Source organism: Streptomyces sp. NPDC050625 (assembly GCF_040654755.1).
Classification (GTDB): domain Bacteria; phylum Actinomycetota; class Actinomycetes; order Streptomycetales; family Streptomycetaceae; genus Streptomyces.
Map to the genome: position 1 here is coordinate 39,775 of NZ_JBFAIQ010000035.1, position 16,874 is coordinate 56,648.

A 16,874-nucleotide genomic window follows, 5' to 3' on the forward strand; every position below is an offset into this window, starting at 1 on the left:
CCCGACCCCCTCAGAAGGTGGACCTCCCATGGCCGACCCCCTGCTCCTCAACCCGCACACCTACGACCCGGCGCACTTCGACCCCGAGACCCGCAGGCTGCTGCGCGCCACCGTCGACTGGTTCGAGGAGCGCGGCAAGCGGAAGCTGATCGAGGACTACCGCTCCCGCGCCTGGCTGGGCGACTTCCTCGCCTTCGCCGCGAAGGAGGGCCTGTTCGCCACCTTCCTCACCCCGGCCTCCGCCGCGTCGGCCGGTTCCCAGGACCAGCGCTGGGACACCGCCCGGATCGCCGCCCTCAACGAGATATTCGGGTTCTACGGCCTCGACTACTGGTATGCGTGGCAGGTGACGATCCTCGGTCTCGGCCCCGTCTGGCAGAGCGACAACGCCGCGGCGCGCGGCCGGGCGGCGGAACTCCTGTCCCAGGGAGAGGTCTTCGCCTTCGGACTGTCCGAGAAGACCCACGGCGCCGACATCTACTCCACCGACATGCTGCTGGAGCCCGACGGCAACGGCGGCTTCCGGGCCACCGGCTCCAAGTACTACATCGGCAACGGCAACGCCGCCGGACTCGTCTCCGTCTTCGGCCGCCGCACCGACATCGAGGGTCCCGACGGGTACGTCTTCTTCGCCGCCGACAGCCGCCACCCGGCGTACCACCTGGTGAAGAACGTCGTCGACTCCTCCAAGTACGTCAGCGAGTTCCGCCTGGAGGCCTACCCGGTCGCCCCCGAGGACGTCCTGCACACCGGCCGCGCCGCCTTCGACGCGGCCCTCAACACCGTCAACGTCGGCAAGTTCAACCTCTGCACCGCCTCGATCGGCATCTGCGAGCACGCGATGTACGAGGCCGTCACCCACGCGCACAACCGCATCCTCTACGGCCGCCCCGTCACCGCCTTCCCGCACGTGCGCCGGGAGCTGGCCGACGCCTACGTCCGGCTCGTCGGCATGAAGCTGTTCAGCGACCGCGCCGTCGACTACTTCCGCTCGGCCGGCCCCGACGACCGCCGCTATCTGCTCTTCAACCCGATGACGAAGATGAAGGTGACCACGGAGGGCGAGAAGGTCATCGACCTGATGTGGGACGTCATCGCCGCCAAGGGCTTCGAGAAGGACAACTACTTCGCCCAGGCCGCCGTCGAGATCCGGGGGCTGCCCAAGCTCGAAGGCACGGTGCACGTCAACCTCGCGCTGATCCTCAAGTTCATGCGCAACCATCTGCTGGAGCCCGTGGAGTACCCCGCCGTGCCGACCCGGCTCGACGCCGCCGACGACGACTTCCTGTTCCGGCAGGGGCCGGCCCGCGGCCTGGGTTCCGTGCGCTTCCACGACTGGCGCACCGCCTATGACGCGTACGCCGAGGTGCCGAACGTCGCTCGCTTCCGCGAGCAGGCCGACGCCCTGTGCGAGTTCGTGGCCACCGTCGCCCCCGATGAGCGGCAGAGCCGCGACCTCGACTTCCTGCTCTCGGTGGGCCAGCTGTTCGCGCTGGTGGTGCACGGACAGCTGATCCTGGAACAGGCCCGCCTGACCGACCTCGACGAGTCGGTGCTCGACGAACTGTTCTCCGTGCTGGTCCGCGACTTCTCCGGGCACGCCGTCGAACTGCACGGCAAGGACTCCGCCACGGAGGCCCAGCAGCGCTGGGCACTCGGAGCGGTCCGGCGTCCCGTGATCGACGAGGCACGCTCGGCACGGGTCTGGGAGCGCGTCGAGGCACTGTCCGGCGCGTACGAGATGGCGCCGTAAAGCACCTCACGGGCGCTGACGACAGCATCGTCCGTCATGCCGCTGGATGCTCTTCTCTGGCGGCGTGGCGACACCTCGCGCAGCGTGGAGAAGAGGGGGTGGGTCCGGCCGGGCGGGCGTAGCCGCCGCAGGAGAGGTGGAACGCATGGATCGGGATGTCTCCAAGCCGCGGGTCGTGGTCGGCGTCGACGGGTCGCCGTTCTCGTACGCGGCCCTGCACTGGGCCGTACGGTACGCCCGCTTCGTCGGCGGCGTCGTGGAGGCGGTCGCCGTGTGGGAGCTGCCGGGCCTGTACGGCTGGTCGGCCCCTGCCGTGGACACGGACGTCGACGAGGACGAGACCCGCCGGCGGATGGAGCAAGAGCTGACGGACGTGCTCGGCGCGGAGGGGGCCGGCTCGGTCCGGACTCACGTGGTGCACGGCAACCCCGCCGATGTCCTGCTGCGGGCCGCAGAGGGAGCCGAGGCCCTGGTCGTCGGCAGCCGGGGGAGGGGCGGGTTCGCCCGCGCGCTGCTCGGTTCCGTCAGCCGGCACGTGTCGCAGCACGCGAGCTGCCCGGTCGTGATCGTGCGCTCCGAGCAGCAGTGATCCAAGGCTCGGGTCACCTCAGGAAAGCGTGGCCCACGGCAGCGTCTTGGGTCGACCGGCCGCGGAGGTGAGGGGCTGTTCGGCCCAGATGGTCTTTCCACGCCGGCCGTAGCGGCTGCCCCAGCGGTTGGTGAGCTGCGCGATCAGGAACAGACCGCGGCCTCCCTCGTCGGTCCAGTGTGCCCGGCGCAGACGGGGCTGAGTGTTGCTGGGGTCGGTGACCTCGCAGACCAGGACGTTCTCGCGGATGAGCCGCAGCCCGACCGGGCCGCCGGCGTAGCGGATGGCGTTGGTGACCAGTTCGCTGACCACCAGTTCGGTGGTGAAGGCCAGCTCGTCCAGGCCCCAGGCGGTCAGCTGGTGGGCAGCGGCCGCACGGGCCTTGGCCACCACGGTCGGGTCGGCGGGGAACTGCCAGCTCGCGGTGTTGTCCGAGGTGATGTCCCGGGTACGGGCGAGCAGCAGGGCGATGTCGTCGTGGGGCGGCTGGTCGCCGAGCAGGCTGCGGCCGATGTCCTCCAGGGCGCGGTCGGGGCGGCAGACACCGGCGAGGTCGTCGATCAGCCGTTGTGTGCCGGCGCCGAGGTCGCGGTCTCGGTTGATGAGGCCTTTGGTGTACAGGGCGAGGACGCTGCCGGGTTCCAGGTCGACCGTGGTGGACTCGAACGGCAGGCCGCCCACTCCCAGGGGAAGGCCGGGAGAGACGTCGAGGACTTGGGCGGTGCCGTCCGGCCGGACCAGCACGGGCGGCGGGTGGCCGGCGCTGGCCAGGATGCAGCGGCGGGCGACCGGGTCGTAGACGGCGTACAGGCAGGTGGCGCCGACCGTGTCCCGTTGTCCGTGGGGTGCCTCGACCTGGAGGCGCTGGACGACGTCCTCGACGTGGGTGAGAAGTTCGCTGGGGTCGAGTTCGAGGTCGGAGAGGGTCTGGACGGCGGTGCGCAGGCGGCCCATGGTGGCGGTGGCGTGCAGTCCACGACCGGCGACGTCACCGGCGACGAGGGCGACGCGCAGGGAGGGCAGGGCGATGACGTCGTACCAGTCACCGCTGATGCCGACACCGCTGGCGGCGGGCAGGTAGAGGCCGGCGGTCTCCGCCGCGGCGGTATCGGTGGTGGCACGAGGGAGCAGGCGCTGCTGGAGCGCCACGGTCGCTCGGCGCTCACGGGTGTAGCGGCGGGCGTTGTCCACGCTCAGCGCTGCCCGGGAGGCGACCTCGGTCAGCAGATCCGCGTCCTCCTCGTCGAAGGATTCGCTGTGCCCGGTCCGCCAGACCGACACGACTCCGAGCACCAGACCACGCGCGAACAACGGTGCCTGCGCCATCGAATGCGCGCCGTCCGGGATGAACAGCTGGATCAGCCGGGGGTCGCCGAGGCCGGCGATCAGCGTTTCCCGGTCGACCACGAGAGCCTTGCCGCGCTGAACGGTGCGCAGGGGCGGAATGTCCGGCAGCAGAGGAATCGCTGCGCCGCGCTCGAGAAGACCGGCGGGCCACGCGCCGGTGGCCGAGGCCACGGCGCTCCGGCGCCAGTGCTGTTCCCCGCCGCCGAGCGCCTTGTAGGGCTCGTCACCGTCGAGCACGGCTTCGGCGAGTTCCACCGAGGCCAGGTCCCCCAACGCCGGCACGAGAAAGTCCGCCAGGTCCTGTGCGGTGCGCACGACATCGAGGGATCCGCCGATGCGGGTGGCGGCCTCGTGGATCAGATCCAGGTGGCGGCGGGCGCGGTACTGCTTGGTGATGTCGGTGATCACCGCTGCGACGCCCGTGGGACGCCCCCGTTCGTCCTCCAGCCGGAATGCGGACTGGGACAGTGTCCACTCCCGCCCGGGGACGAGCGGCGACCGCATCCGCATCGCCCTCGCGAGAAGCGGCACACCTGTCTCCAGCACCTCGCGCAGCGCCGCCTCGGCGCCCTCGGCGTCCACGACGGACATGACGTCCTTCAGCCGGCTGCCGGGAGGCAGCGCCGGTCCGCCGAAGATCTCCGGATTGATGTTGGTGCGCACGACGGCCATATCCGTATCGCGGATGCTGACCCCGACCCGCTTCTGCGAGAGGAGCGAGTCGAGGAACGACACGCCTTGTTCCCATTCCGCCACGCACTGAGTGGGGGCTGCCAGGACCAGGACCTCGGCGGAGCCCTCCAGCCGCATCATCCAGTAGGTGACGTCGACCGGTCTGCCGGACCGGTGCCGGAGCCGTACTCGGCCCGCCGCCGGAATCCCGGTCTCACATGGGGCGGCAGGATGGACGGGGTGGGAGACATCGGCGAACAGCTCCCGGACCGGGTGACCGCAGACCTCGTCGGCCGTGTGCCCCAGCAGATCCGCCGCTGCGCAGGACCAGCGCAACACGGTGCCATCACCGGCGAGCACGGCGATTGCCGTGGCGCCGAAGAACCGTGTCCCGTCGCCTCCGTGGTGGGCAGACGCGTCCATCGCGCTCCTAGCCGGCGGTGAAGCCACCCCATCCGGGAGATTCAACCCATTATGGCGTGGTCCGGGTGCCTCATGCCCGACGGGGGCCTCGTCGGGCACTACGCAGAGCTGGGTCTGCTGACGGCCGTCGACGCAGTCGGCCGCATCGAGGAGATCACCGAGCGGTCGCCGGCGGTTTTGCGGGAGAGTGGCCCTCACCGGACCGTGGGTGGACGCTGCTGACCCTTGCCTTGGCGGCAGTGGCCGTGGGCCGCGCGGTCTGCCGGGACTTTCCGGTGGCCGCCCGTGAGGCCTCGTAGCCGACGCGGCGCAGTGCGGCGGCGAAGCGGTGCGGCTCGAAGCGGTGCGAGGCGCCCGCGACGGAGAGTGCGGCCACGGGGCGCCCGGCGGCCCCCATGATGGGTACCGCGACGCAGGCCAGGCCGGGCGTCGCCTCCTCGTGGTCGTACGCGATCCCGTCCTGCCTGATCCGCCGGAGGACGGCGCGCAGGAGGTCCGGTTCGGTGATCGTGTCCTTTGTGCGTGCCGCCAGTCCCTGGGCGATGGCCCGTTCCGCCGCGTCGTGGTCGAAGGCGAGCAGGGCCTTGCCGACGCCGGTGCAGTAGGCGGGCAGCCGGGCGCCGATGCTGGAGGGCGAGGGCGTGGGCCGGTGGCCGTGGATCTTGTTGACGTACACGATCTCGGTGTCGTGGAGCACGGCCAGGTGCACGGTCTCGTGCGTGAGCTCGTACAGGTCCGCCAGGTAGGGGAGCAGGTGCTCGCGCAGCATCAGTGGCGTGGGGCCGTAGGTGCGGGTGCCGATGTCGTAGAGCCGGGCGCCCAGCCGGTAGTTGCTGCCGACGCGCTCGACGACGTCGTTGCGCTGCAGGATGCCGAGCAGCCGGAAGGCCGTGGACTTGGTCAGCCGCGTGCGCCGGGCGAGCTCGCTGACGCCGATCTCCCGGTCGTGCTCGGCCAGGGACTTCAGCAGCGTGAGGGCCTTGTCGACAGCGGTCTGCTGATCCGGCGCGGCGTCCTCGGGGTGGTGGGTCCCGTGTGCGGTGGGGTCTTGAGCAAGCATGTGGCCTCCGGCGCCCGATACAGGTTGACCATTAGAATAGACGCACGTCCACTTTAAGTAACCCAAGGCAATTCGTAAACGGACTGTGACCCAGGACATGCGAAAACGCGGCAGATGAGGCCGACGCTGATCTCGGCCTGCCCGGCGACGGCCTGCATCGACACCGCGTGCAGCCGTAGCGGGCCCCTGGCCGGCGGTGACGCCGGCCAGGGGCCGCTGGGGGCGCAGGCTACGTCAGCCGTCGGACTCCGACGACGGGATGTAGGCACCCGGTACGTCATCCGGCGCGAAGATCTTGTTCTCGCCGGGGTACGGCTTCGACCACTCGTGCGTCTCGTACCACGTGAAGTGGTTCATCTGCGCGGGGTTGGCGTAGTCGGGCACGGCGTGCGGACCGCTCAGCCGCTGCTTCGACTTCCACTTGTCCCACTCGGCCGCGAGCTGCTGCTTGTCCGCCGGCACCTTCGCGGTCGGCGCGGCCGCCGCGTCGGGGTTCTGCGCCGCCGGGGTGTCCAGGCCGCAGGAAGGCGGGGTCTTCAGACCATCGGTGAGCGAGGTCCGGTTGGGCAGCGCCGTGAACGGCGTGAGGTCCGCGGCCTGGGTGAACGCCCCACGCATCGGGCTCGCCGCGCTGTCCTTCTGGTTCATCGGGTGGATCCCGAGGATCTGCTCGATGGTCCGCATCATCGTGATCTGGGAGTAGTAGCGGCTGTCGACGACGCCGTGCTTGGCCCAGGGGCTGATGATCTGGATCGGGGCGCGGTGGCCGTCGACGTGGTCGAGGCCCGCCTGGGAGTCGTCCTCGACGACGAAGATCGCCGAGTCCTTCCAGTACTTGCTGTGCGAGATCTCGTCGACGATCTTGCCCGTGGCGAGGTCGTTGTCCGCGACCTGGGCCGCCGAGTTCGCCGGGCCACCGGTGTGGTCGCTGGAGAGCCAGAACATGTTCAGGTTCGCCGGACCGTTCTGCTCGAAGTCGCGCTTCCAGATCTGGTACCGGTAGATGTCCGGGACGCTGGTGTCGAACTTCGGGAAGCCGTGCACCGACACGTCGTTGAGCGACGGGATCGGCGAGGAGGAGTTCAGGGTGTACGCGGTGTCCTGACCCGTCGCGTCCATGTTCTTGGCGTCGCAGTACAGGTTCTGCCAGCTCGCGCCCGACGGCTTGCTCAGGAACTGGTGGAACTCGCCGAAGTCCCGCACGGACTTGCCGGCCGCCTGGGCACCGGACCAGATGAACCCGGTCCGCTGGTGACCGAGAGCGTCGTCCTCGGTGTCGTAGCTGCGCGCGTACTCACCGGCCGAGGACTCGGTGTACTCCGGGTTGTCGGCCTGCATCAGCCAGTTGTGGCCCTCGGCGGAGTTCGTGCCGATGTCGTACGTGTTGTCGTACAGGCCGAACTGCTTGGCCAGCGCGTGCTGGTTGGGCGTGACGTTCTCGCCGAACTGCGCCAGCGACGGGTCGCCGTTGCCCTGCGGCAGGTCACCGAAGACCTGGTCGTAGGTCCGGTTCTCCTTGACGAGCAGGAACACGTGCTTGATCGTCGAGGGGTCGCCGAGCCGCAGCGGGACCGGCACCGGCTTCGCGTCGTTCTTGCCGTCGCTCAGCGTGACCGAACCGCCGTGCCAGCCGTTCTGCGTGAAGACCTTGCCCGTCATGGCCCGGATCTCGCTGTCGTCGGGCAGCGTGAACCTCGTCAGGCTGGAGGTCGTGTCGTGGGTGCCGTGCCCGGCAGGGTTGTTGGGGCGACGGGCGTCGATTCCACGGGTGTTGGAGACCACGATCTGGTCGCCGACGGTGGCGATCTCCGACGGGAAGTAGTCCGTCGGAATCAGGCCGACGTAACTGACCGGCTCCTGCGCGGTCGTGTACCGGTAGACGGCGACCGCGTTGGCGCGGCCGAGCGGCACCAGCAGATGACCGTCGTCGGTGAGCGTCACCGCGTCGGGCTCGTAGCCCACGGACGCCTCCGGCCACGGCTGGGTGGCGATGGTCTGTACGACCTTGTCGGTGGCGGTGTCGATCACCGACACGTCGTTGGTGGCCGTGTTGGTGACGAACAGCGCGCCCTTCTTGGCGTACAGGGCGGTCGGGTGCAGACCGACGTCGATGCTCGCGGGTGCGGCGGCCGGGTCCGCCAGGTCGATGACGCTGACCGTACCGGTGGTGGTGGCACCGGTCTTCGGGTCGGCCGGCACCTGGGTGCCGTACGAGTTGATGGTGGTGTCGCCGGCCTTCGCCGGACGCCCGCCCTCGTTGCTGACGTAGAGCTTGCCGCCGACCTCGATCAGGTCACGCGGGGCGTTGCCCACGGCCCAGCTCTGCTTGATGGCCCCGGTCGCCGCGTCGAGGGCGACCACCCGGTTCTGGCCGTTCACCGCGGAGTAGACGGTGGAGCCGTCGGACGAGAACACCGCCTCACCGACCAGCGCGTGCTTGGACCCCATCGCCGGGATGGTGACGGTCTTCGGGTCGGCGACGGTGCCGTCCGCGTTCACGGTGAACCTGGTGTAGCCGTCGGTCTGGCCCAGCCACAGCTGCGAGCCGTCGGGCGAGTACGTCGGACCTTCCTGGCCCACGCTGTTGCTGCTGATGCGCGGGACGGACGACGCGGCGTTGCTGACGAGCTGCTGCTGCTTCCAGCTCTTCAGGTCCACGATGGACAGCGCCGCGCCACCGTCGGTGACGGAGGCCGCGAGGTGGGTGCCGTCCGGGCTGACCGAGGACGACATGATCTTGCCGTTGTTGATGACCAGCCGGTCGCCGTACGGGGCGATGTACTGGTCGCTGGAGACGACCTGGCCGTTGTCCGTGACCTGGCCGACCTGGTCGGTACCGAACTGATGGGTTTGAGCGAACGCGGTGCCCGCGGCGGTCATGGCGACGGCGGTGATGCCTGCCGTCAGCATGGTCCGGCGGTTGACGCGGCCGGCGGGAAGGCCGGACTGGCCCTCCCCGACACGCCGTCTGCGGCGTGCAACCTGCATGGAGTTATCCCTTCGAGGTGGAAAGCAGATCGACATTGCCGTCGAACTGCCAGAGCGGGTTCGGTGCGTCTCCGGTCGGAGTGCGCACCAGGAAGTAGCCGTTCACTTCCTTCGGTCCGTCGCCGTCGGCGACGAACCGCCCGTCGGGGGTGACGTCGAGCTGGTAGATGGCCTGCCCTGTGGCCTCGACGTCGGGGAGATGCCACGTGACGACGCAGCGCCAGTCGTTGCCGGGCCCGACCGCCGCGACCCTGACGCTGCCCTTGTTGCACGTCGCCGTGGCCTTCAGCTGGGCTTCGGTGACATCAGGGCGGTGGAGCTGCTCGGTCTGCATGCGGTAGAGGTGGGCGAACGCCGTGGCCACCGAGCGCTGCACCTTGTCCTGTTCGATCCCGGAGCCGGTGGCCGTGCCGGTCGCGGTGACGACGGCGACCGTCGCGGCGACCAGCCCGGCGAGCGGGAGGACGCCCGCGGTCACGGCGCGGCGCCCCGAGCCGTCGTAGCCCAGGTCGGTGAAGTCGCGCCGCAGGAAGAGCAGGTAGGCCAGCCCCGTCGCGGTCACGGCCCACACCAGGCTGACCACGGTGCCGATGAACAGCGGGGTGAGCTGGACCGGGTCCGTGAACAGACCGTTCCAGGCGATGAAGGCGTAGCCGGGGAGGGCGAGGCGCACGGCGACGGGTATCGGCATCATCTGGACGACCTGCATCCCGAGCGCGAAGAGCGCGGGCAGCAGCAGCCCCATCGGAGACCGCCCGAGCGCGACTGAGCCGAGCAGTCCGATGCCCGCGAGGGCCAGCGTCGGGGCCAGTACGCAGGCCCAGGCGAGCAGGACCTTGACGGCGGCGTCTGACGGCGTGAGCAGATGGCCGTCGTAGCCGACCAGCGGATGGTCGCCGACCGCCACGATCCCGCCGACCGAGCTGGAAGCGGCCAGTCCGACCACGAGCACCAGAAGGACGGTGAGGCTGGCCAGCGTCTTCGCCGCGAAGACGCGCCGTGGCGAGCGGACCGCCACGAGCAGGTGGCGCCAGGTGCCGAGCCGGTCCTCGGAGGCGAACACGTCGCCGGCCACCACCGAGGTCAGCAGGGGCAGCGCCCAGGTGCCGGCGAAACCGAGCAACACCAGCGGCCCGGCCCACCCGCTGGCGTGCATCCAGCGTCCGAAGAGCGTGTCGACGGGGAGCGTGCTCTGCTGACTCACCGCGGCGACGAAGAGCGCCGGGGCGATCCAGCAGGCCAGGACCAGCAGCCGGATCCGCCACTGGGAGACGAGCTTGACAAGCTCGAAGCGGTAGCAGCGCGTCACCGGGACGCGGCGGGCCCCGGAATCCTGGGCGGGGGCGACGGTCGCGGTCATCGACCGGCCTCCTGCTGTTCGGTGAGGGCGAGGAAGGCGGCTTCGAGCGGCGACACCACGGGCGCTAGTTCGCGCACCGCGATGCCCGTGTGCACGAGCTCCGACACGAGCTCGTCGAGGGCGGGCACGAGCGCGCGGATGACGAGCACCTCGGCCGACTGCCGTGCCCCGGCGTCGTCGACGACCTCGATCCCCCGCGCGTCGACGGCGAGTTGGCGAGCGGCCCGCGGGTCGGAGGTGAGCAGCCGGTAGTCGAGTGCGCGGTTCTCGGCGGCCAGCTTGCCGAGCGGGCCGGAGAAGACCACCCGTCCGGTGGCGAGAATCGTGACCTCGGAGCACAGTGCCTCGAGGTCGTCCATGCGGTGGCTGGAGAGCACGACGCCGGTGCCGTCCGCCGCGAGCCGGCTGAGGACACCGTGCACATGTTTCTTGCCGGCGGGATCGAGGCCGTTGGACGGTTCGTCGAGCACGAGCAGCCGGGGCTTGCCGAGCAGCGCGGCGGCGAGCCCGAGCCGCTGACGCATACCGAGGGAGAACCCGCGGGCCCGGTCGTCGGCGACATCGGTGAGCCCGACCTGGTCGAGTACGTCGTCGATCCCCGCTCTCCGGGGGTCGAGGCCGCGGAGAGCGGCCAGCGCGGCGAGGTTCTGCCGGGCGGTGAGCGAGGGGTAGAGACCGGGCCCGTCCACGAATCCGGCGACACCGTCGGGAGTGGCGAGCGCCCGCCCGACGGGCGTACCCAGGATCTCGAGGCTGCCGCTGTCGGCGACGGCCAGGCCCAGCAGGAGGCCGAGCAACGTCGTCTTGCCGGCGCCGTTCGGCCCGACCAGGCCGTGGATCTGACCCGGCGTCACATCCATGTCGACGCCGTCGAGTGCGACGACGTCGCGGAAGCACTTGGTGATGCCGCGAGCCCGGATTGCGAGGAATGTATCCATGAGTCCCTTCTTTCGAAACCGCCAAGGACCTTAGGTGCACCACGAAACGACCGGCAGGGACCTGGGGTTGAACATCACTGGAAGGCGAGACGGCGGGCATTCACCGCGCCGACGCCCTACCGACAACAGCGCGAAGTACCGAGACGGCGAGGCCTTGGCCCCTCGACGTGGGTCATCCGGATGATCCTTTCGATGCGCGTTGCCGTCTGCCCATGCAGGGGGAAGGTCCGGGATCGCGGTGGGAACGAGCGGTTGAAGTCCGCCGGTGGTGGGGGATCTCAGCGGGGAAGGCGGGAAGAATGTAACGTGCAACTATCCCTGTGGCGGTCACCGTCGGGTGAACAACTCGGGAACTCGAATGCCGGAGTTCAGAGGCGGGAGTTCAGACACTGGAGTCGCGCGGCATCGGGAAAAGTTCCACGCCCGCACCCGCACGCGGTCCTCGAAGACGAACACCCGAAAGCTGGACGGGATGCTCGGTGGAGCCGACGTCGATGTCCCCGGCGAGGTGGGGAAGGCCGAGAAAGCGGCGGTGCCGAGGAGTCGGGAGGGAGGCACGAGCGGACCGCGCGCTGCCCGAGGTGATCGCCTCCGGGGAACTGCCGGTCGGCAGGCCGGCACCGAGAAAATGATCTTCGACGTGGCGACGGTCATTGCCGACGTCGACACACGTTCACCCGGCTGGAGCCCTGTGGCGTCATCCTCACCAGCACCCCGAGCGGCGTCGGCAACGCCCGCGCACCGGTCGCCCCGGGGGTTCAACGCCGCCCTGCACAGCTCCCGAGCAGGCGGCCCCCTGCAACGCCTCGGTGCCGCCCCGTGCTACGAGTCGTCCATCGACGACCGGGTGCGGGAGATGGTCATTCTGCTGATCACCGGTCGCTACGACTGCGCGGTCGAACGGGTCGCGCACCAGTGAATCGCCCGCCGCATCGGCATGTCGGCTACTGCTGGACGATCGCCAACCAGAGCGGTTCCGGAAGGTGGTCGTGAGCCTGCCCGACTAGGGGAAGTCCGACAAACCGGCCGTAGGAGGCGGCCGTTACGCATTCGCCGGTGGGGGCGGTGGGTGCCGTATGAGCGGGCACGACGGTTCGAGTCACTGGGCACCGCATTCCTGACCGACCCGTGAGACCGGGCCCCCGCGATCTGCCGGCGGTTCCTCAGTGAGGCATGTCGTCCAAGGCAGTCGAGATCCGGCTGATCTCCGGACGTTCGGCCACGAGCAGGGCCGCGGTGCGGTGGGGCAGGTCGACTTCCGTGACGTGACGGAATCCGCCCGCCCGGAAGTCCCGTACGGCCACGGCATCGTCCGCGTCCGGTGCGGCCGTGATTCTCCGGCAGTGGGGGTCAGCCGCGAAGAGAGCCGAGGTCAGTTCCGGGAGGAGGCGCGCGACCAGGTCACTGCCGACGGCGCCGCGATCACCGGCGACGAGGTCGAGCGCCAGGTCGTGGGCTCCTACGGGGTAGCAGGCGCGCAGGGCGTGATGGAGCACCCGGTGCACTTCCAGATGGATCAGGGGGACGTCGTCGAGGCTGACGACGCAGGGCCGAGTGGCCCGTCCGGCCAACTTCGCACGCAGCTCTTCCTGGAGTCGCTCGGGGTCCCTGACCGCGCCGGCGGCGGAGAGCCATCCGTGGATGCGGGCGAGATCGGCGACGGGCTCTGCCAGGCGCAGCGTCCAGCCGCCCCCGAGAGACGGAATCGGGGGCGGTGGTACGGAGGCGGGCCGGACGTTCATGACGGCGACCCTTCATGGGTGGACCGCTGTGCGACCCAGTCGCGCAGCCGGGCCTTGGCCAGCTTGCCGCTGGCGTTGCGGGGCAGTTCGTCGACGACGAGCACCTTGGTCGGGAGTTTGTAGCGGGCCAGGTGCCGGCCGGCGAACTCGCGCACCTGCTCCAGGGTGGGCTCGACGCCGCGTCGGCAGGTGAGGACGGCGAGTACGGTCTCTCCCCACTTGGGGTCGGGTACGCCGACGACGGCCGCCTCGACAACGCCCGGGAACTCGCTGAGGACGCGTTCCACTTCCGCCGGGTAGACGTTCTCCCCACCGCTGATGATCATTTCCTTGATCCGGTCGACGACGAAGTAGAACCCGTCCCGGTCGCGGTAGCCGATGTCGCCGCTGTGGAACCAGCCGGCGTCGTCGAACGCCTCGTCGGTCGCGCCGGGGTTGTTCCAGTAGCCGGGGGTGACGTTGGGGCCCCGGACGCAGATCTCGCCGCGGACCTCGGACTCGGTGATCTTCACGCCGCTGCCCGGAGCGAGGAGGCATACCTCGGTGTACGGCATGGGGGCGCCGGCCGAGCCGACCTTCTCCAGGGTCAGTGCCGCGGGCAGGTACGTGGCGAACGGGGCGGTCTCGGTCAGCCCCCATGCCTGCTGAAGAAACACGCCGTGCTGGGTGGCGTAGTCGCGGATGAGTTGGGGCGGTACGGGAGCGCCGGCGACGATCGCGGCGCGGAGTCCGGAGAGGTCGGCCTCCGCGAAGCCGGCGGTGCGGGCGACGGCCGTGAACATCGCCGGTACCGCGAAGACGCTGGTGACACGGTGACGGACCAGGTCGTCCAGGCACTGCTCGGGGTCGAAGGTCCGGCGGAGCACGATCGTGCCGCCGCGCTGGAGGGCGCGCAGGGTGAGGGCGTTGAGGCCGCCGATGTGGAACAGGGGTGCCACGGCCAGGTTGACGTCGTCCGGGCGGGTGTCGACCGCGCTGTCGACGTTGACGGCGTTCCACCAGAGGTTGCCGTGGGTGAGCATGACGCCCTTCGGCCGACCCGTGGTACCAGAGGTGTACATCAGGGCGGCGAGATCATCCTCGTGCAGCTCCACCGGATCGAGGTCGAGGTCGGCGGAGCGGAGGAGTGCGGACAGCGGCGTCCACGTGGCCGGCGGCGCGTCGGCCGCGGGGCAGGCGGGGTCCGTGTCCACCAGCACGTGGCGGCGGGCGGGAACCTCGGTCAGGATCGACTCGACCAGCGTGCGGTGGCCTTCTTCCACGACCAGGGTGTGCGCGCCGGAGTCGACCAGGATGTGGCGGACCTCGTCGGCCGCGAGCCGGTGGTTCAGAGGCACGAAGACCGCGCCGAGCTGGGCGGCGGCGAACAGGGTCTGGAAGAGGGCCGCGCTGTTGAGGCCGAGGTAGGCGATCCGGTCGCCGCGGCGCAGGCCGTGGGCGGACAGGCCCGCGGCCAGTCTGCGCACGGTCGCGCCGAGCGCGGCCGCGGAGATCTCCACCCCCTCGTAGACGAGGGCGGTACTGTCGCCGGCGTAGCGGGCTCTGCGGTGCAGGGCGGTGGCGGGGCTGATGTCGACGCTGGCCATGGCGGCTCCTTCGATGGCTGTCGGCATGTGGCTCGATGACTGGGGTGAGGCGCGGGCTCCGCTCAGAGGCCGGCGCCGCCGGCCGAGGTGCGGAATCCGCGTACGGCGATGCCACCGTCCACGGGAACGACGGCGCCGGTGATGTTGCCGCTGTTCCTGCGGGAGGCGAGCAGCACGTACGCACCGGTGAAGTCCTCCGGCTCGACGCTGGCCTCGTACAGCGGGACGTTGGGCAGTTCGCCTGCCGCCTCGCTGCGGGCGAAGGAGTCCTCGATGGACCTCCCTTCCAGGCCCAGGCTCTCCGGTCCGCGCAGCCCCGTGCGCATGCCGCCGCAGGCCACACCGTTGACCCGGACCTTCGGGGCGAGCTCGTAGGCGAACTCGCGCACCAGCCCCAGGCAGGCGTGCTTGCTGGCGGTGTAGACCGGGCCACCGCCGTTGGTGTGGAACGACGCGTTCGACAAGGTCATGACGATGCTGCCACGGGTGGCCACCAGCTCCCGCCAGGCGGCCTCGACGGCGAGCAGGTAGCCCTTGACGTTCACGGCGAAGATCTCGTCGAAGGCCTCGGCCAGCTCGTGGCCGGTCAGCCGGGTGACGCTGCGGTGGTAGTCCCAGATTCCCGCGTTGGGCACGAGGATGTCGAGCTTTCCGAACCGGTCGACCGCGGCCCTGACCGCCGTGTGCAGGTCGTCCGGGGACCGTACGTCTCCGGGCACGGTCAGGACGCGGTCGGCGTGTTCGCCTGCCGCGGCCACGACCGCGTCCAGTTTGGCGCGGTCGCGGTCCACGGCGACCACGCTCGCTCCCTCGGCCAGGTAGCGCAGGGCGACGGCCCTGCCGAGGCCGGACGCTCCACCGGTGATCAGGGCGACCTCGCCCTCCAGCCATCCGCCGCCGGCGGTGGATGCCACGGCTCAGTCCTCCTGAAGGAAGTCGGTGACCAGGCGCTCGAACTCCGCCTGCCGCTCCAGCTGGACCCAATGACCGCAGCCGCCGAAGACGTGCAGCTGCACGTCGCGGATCTGCTTGAGCATGAGCTGGGCGCCGTCCAGGGTGATGGTGCGGTCGTCACGGCCCCACAGCAGCAGGGTCGGAGCCTTGATCCGGTGAGCGTCACGCCAGAGCGGGTCCATGCCGTGGCGCTTGGCGAAGGCCGCGTTGTAGCGGTGGTAGAAGGCGATGTGCGACTCGTCGAGCGATGCCTCGTACCGGGCCTGGACCGTGTCCTCCCAGCGCTTGGGCTCGGCGGTCATGACGCGGAGGAAGTCCCGCATCTTCTTCACGCTCGGGCCGTCGCCGTTGTAGTAGCGGAACATCGCCTTCTGGCCCTCGGTCGGGGTGGGCCCGAAGGGCAGCCATCCGCCGCCCGGCGCCATCAGGACCAGCTTCTCCACCCGTTCCGGTGCGGCCAGAGCGGTGGCGATGGCCGCGGCACCGCCAAGGCTGTTGCCCAGCAGGTGGAAGCGGTCGATGCCCAGGGCGTCGAGGGTCTGCAGCAGGGCGTCGACGGTGATGTCGGTGATGCTGCGGGCGTCGAGATCGGCCTCGGTGGGGCGGTAGCTGCCGCCGAAGCCGGGCTGGTCGGGGAGGACCACGCGGAAGTACGGCGCCAGGGCGGGGAGGTTCTGCTGGTAGTTGGCGACCGCGCTCGCGCCCGGGCCACCGCCGTGCAGCATCACCAGCACCGGCCCCTGGCCGGCCTCACTGACCGCGATCGGACCGAGGGTCGTCTCCACGGTGTGCTTGATGATCTTCGGCTCTTCAGGGGTCACGTCGGGGCTCCGGTTCACAGGAAGGTGCTGATGTTCTTGGCGAGCAGGACGTTCTGATCGAGCAGGATCGTGCGGCGGGCGATCACCAGGCCCCCGTCCGCGTCCCGCCGCAGGACGTCGGTGCGTCCGCCGGCGTAGATGTCGACCTCACGCTCCAGGCGGTTGCGGTAGCAGAGGAACGCCGATTCGGCCGTGTAGTGCCCCGGCTCGTCACCCGGACGCACCGCGACATTGGTGATCAGGTGGCGGGTCCGCGAGGGCGGATCCTCGGCCCAGGCCATACCGGAGTCGAAGCGGCGGATGCGCCACATCAAGCTCTCCTTGGTCTCGTCGAAGATCGCCACCTCACCGGGGGCGCCGTCGGCGAGACTCTGCTGGCGGCGCAGACGGTTGGTGCGCACCGGCGCCCAGTAGTGCAGATCGTCGGCGAAGAGCTCCAGCCAGTCCGCGTACCGGTGCTGGTCGAGCAGTTGCGCCTCCAGGGTGTAGAGGCGCTGCACCTCGAAGTGGAGCAGGGCCTCGTCCAGGGCCGGTGTGCCGTACACGGCGGCTGCGGGCTCCTCGGTGTGAGTGCTCATCGGTTACTCCTTGCAGGGCCACGCTGCCCGGGACACCCGGCGGTGGCTGGGGACATCCCATCG

The 16,874-nt window shown here is 70.2% G+C and carries 13 protein-coding genes; 3 read left to right on the forward strand and 10 right to left on the reverse strand.

Annotation, left to right across the window (positions count from 1 at the left end):
* Positions 1-28 precede the first annotated feature (28 nt).
* Positions 29-1,753 carry an acyl-CoA dehydrogenase family protein gene (locus AB0I54_RS41145; RefSeq protein ID WP_363301463.1) on the forward strand — a complete coding sequence of 575 codons (1,725 nt, stop codon included), beginning with the start codon at positions 29-31 and terminating at the stop codon, positions 1,751-1,753.
* Positions 1,754-1,898: 145 nt separating this feature from the next.
* Positions 1,899-2,342 (forward strand): universal stress protein, encoded by a 444-nt coding sequence (locus AB0I54_RS41150; RefSeq protein ID WP_363301464.1) that lies wholly within the window; start codon positions 1,899-1,901, stop codon positions 2,340-2,342.
* An 18-nt stretch (positions 2,343-2,360) separates the two neighbouring features.
* Here AB0I54_RS41150 and AB0I54_RS41155 read toward each other — a convergent pair whose 3' ends face one another.
* From AB0I54_RS41155 to AB0I54_RS41175, 5 genes are all read right to left on the reverse strand, one after another.
* Positions 2,361-4,784 carry a SpoIIE family protein phosphatase gene (locus AB0I54_RS41155; protein WP_363301465.1) on the reverse strand — a complete coding sequence of 808 codons (2,424 nt, stop codon included), beginning with the start codon at positions 4,782-4,784 and terminating at the stop codon, positions 2,361-2,363.
* A 154-nt stretch (positions 4,785-4,938) separates the two neighbouring features.
* Complete coding sequence (locus AB0I54_RS41160; RefSeq protein WP_363301466.1) at positions 4,939-5,844, reverse strand: IclR family transcriptional regulator; 906 nt, start codon at positions 5,842-5,844, stop codon at positions 4,939-4,941.
* A 234-nt stretch (positions 5,845-6,078) separates the two neighbouring features.
* Entirely contained in the window at positions 6,079-8,832 is a 2,754-nt protein-coding gene (locus tag AB0I54_RS41165) for an alkaline phosphatase family protein (protein WP_363301467.1), read from the reverse strand.
* A 4-nt stretch (positions 8,833-8,836) separates the two neighbouring features.
* Positions 8,837-10,192: an ABC transporter permease gene (locus AB0I54_RS41170; RefSeq protein ID WP_363301468.1), complete on the reverse strand. Its 1,356-nt coding sequence runs from the start codon at positions 10,190-10,192 to the stop codon at positions 8,837-8,839.
* On the reverse strand, positions 10,189-11,130 hold the full coding sequence (locus tag AB0I54_RS41175) for an ABC transporter ATP-binding protein (RefSeq protein ID WP_363301469.1): 942 nt from the start codon (positions 11,128-11,130) through the stop codon (positions 10,189-10,191). The genes AB0I54_RS41170 and AB0I54_RS41175 overlap by 4 nt, the downstream gene beginning before the upstream one ends.
* A gap of 640 nt (positions 11,131-11,770) precedes the next feature.
* On the opposite strand from AB0I54_RS41175, the gene AB0I54_RS41180 reads away from it, so the two are divergent.
* Positions 11,771-12,049 carry a hypothetical protein gene (locus AB0I54_RS41180; RefSeq protein ID WP_363301470.1) on the forward strand — a complete coding sequence of 93 codons (279 nt, stop codon included), beginning with the start codon at positions 11,771-11,773 and terminating at the stop codon, positions 12,047-12,049.
* 244 nt (positions 12,050-12,293) lie between these two features.
* On the opposite strand, the gene AB0I54_RS41185 is transcribed toward AB0I54_RS41180, so the two are convergent.
* From AB0I54_RS41185 to AB0I54_RS41205, 5 genes are all read right to left on the reverse strand, one after another.
* Entirely contained in the window at positions 12,294-12,872 is a 579-nt protein-coding gene (locus AB0I54_RS41185; RefSeq protein ID WP_363301471.1) for a GNAT family N-acetyltransferase, read from the reverse strand.
* A complete protein-coding gene (locus AB0I54_RS41190) occupies positions 12,869-14,458 on the reverse strand; it encodes a long-chain fatty acid--CoA ligase (protein WP_363301472.1) in 1,590 nt (529 codons plus the stop codon). The genes AB0I54_RS41185 and AB0I54_RS41190 overlap by 4 nt, the downstream gene beginning before the upstream one ends.
* Positions 14,459-14,520: 62 nt before the next feature.
* Positions 14,521-15,372 carry an SDR family NAD(P)-dependent oxidoreductase gene (locus tag AB0I54_RS41195; RefSeq protein ID WP_363301473.1) on the reverse strand — a complete coding sequence of 284 codons (852 nt, stop codon included), beginning with the start codon at positions 15,370-15,372 and terminating at the stop codon, positions 14,521-14,523.
* Positions 15,373-15,375: 3 nt separating this feature from the next.
* Entirely contained in the window at positions 15,376-16,233 is an 858-nt protein-coding gene (locus tag AB0I54_RS41200) for an alpha/beta fold hydrolase (RefSeq protein ID WP_363301474.1), read from the reverse strand.
* A 14-nt stretch (positions 16,234-16,247) separates the two neighbouring features.
* Complete coding sequence (locus AB0I54_RS41205; RefSeq protein ID WP_363301475.1) at positions 16,248-16,811, reverse strand: 3-phenylpropionate/cinnamic acid dioxygenase subunit beta; 564 nt, start codon at positions 16,809-16,811, stop codon at positions 16,248-16,250.
* Positions 16,812-16,874: the final 63 nt, after the last annotated feature.